Below are 1,243 nucleotides of genomic sequence, written 5' to 3'. Positions count from 1 at the left end.
TGGCCGTACCACAACTTCATCAACGGCGCCCGCGACAAGGCGGGCAACTGGGTGCAGTTCGCGCCGAAGCTCAAGTCGGCCGGCGGCAACTTCGACCCCAACGAGTGGGCGCAGCTGTTCCTGGACGCCGGCGCGAAGTTCGCCGGGCCGGTGGCCGAGCACCACGACGGCTACTCGATGTGGAACAGCAGCGTGAACGAGTGGAACTCGGTGCTCACCGGGCCCAAGCTCGACCTGCTGCGCCTGCACGCCGACGCCATCCGCGGCAAGGGACTGAAGCTGATGGTGTCCCTGCACCACGCCTACAACTTCACCGGCTTCTACCAGTGGGCGCCCACGCAGTCGACCAACTCGCTGAAGAAGCTGTACGGCCAGCTCGACGCGAACACCGAGTACCAGCTCTGGTACGACAAGCTCAGGGAGGTCATCGACGGCTACCAGCCGGACCTCATCTGGCAGGACTTCAACCTGCCCCGTCTCCCCGAGGCGCAGCGGCTGAACTTCCTGTCGTACTACTACAACAAGGCCGTCTCCTGGAACAAGGACGTCGTCGCCACCTACAAGGACGGCTTCAACAACAGGGGCGAGGTCTACGACTACGAGCGCGGCGGGCCGGCGGGCATCCAGACCCCCTTCTGGCTGACCGACGACAGCATCTCCAGCTCGAGCTGGTGCTACACCAACGGCATCGGCTACTACTCGCTCAACGCCATGCTGCACTCGCTGATCGACCGGGTCAGCAAGAACGGCAACATGCTGCTGAACATCGCCCCGATGGCCGACGGCACCATCCCGTCCGGGCAGCGGACGATCCTGCTGGGCATCGGCGACTACCTCAAGCGGTTCGGCGAGTCGATCTACGCCACCCGCGCCTGGGCGGTCTACGGTGAGGGCCCGACGCAGATGGGCGGCGGCTCCTTCGTCACGCCGCGGGCGGGCACCAACACCGACATCCGCTTCACTCGCAACAAGGCCAACACCGTGCTGTACGCGACCGTCATGGGCTGGCCCGGGTCCACGATGCACATCACCACCCTGGGCTCCAACCGGATCAACCTCGGCAACCTGGCCTCGGTGCAGCTGCTCGGCGCCACGGCCGGCCAGTACACCAACCTGCCCACCCGCACCCAGGACGGCAGCGGCCTGCACATCACGATGCCCTCCTCCACCGCCCCGTTCAGCGCTCCGGCGTACGTGGTGAAGCTGACCTTCAACGGCGCCATCCCCAGCCCGGGCAGCGGCC

1 protein-coding gene is annotated in these 1,243 nt (G+C 66.4%); it reads left to right on the top strand.

The features are described from left to right. Positions 1-1,243, top strand: a 1,243-nt coding sequence (locus IEY93_RS36710) for an alpha-L-fucosidase (protein ID WP_229691779.1), incomplete at both ends; no start/stop codon positions are given.

The sequence above is a fragment of the Sphaerisporangium melleum genome (assembly GCF_014646695.1).
GTDB lineage: Bacteria > Actinomycetota > Actinomycetes > Streptosporangiales > Streptosporangiaceae > Sphaerisporangium > Sphaerisporangium melleum.
Note: the sequence above shows the minus strand (reverse complement) of the source record. Positions and strands in the feature narration are given on the sequence as shown.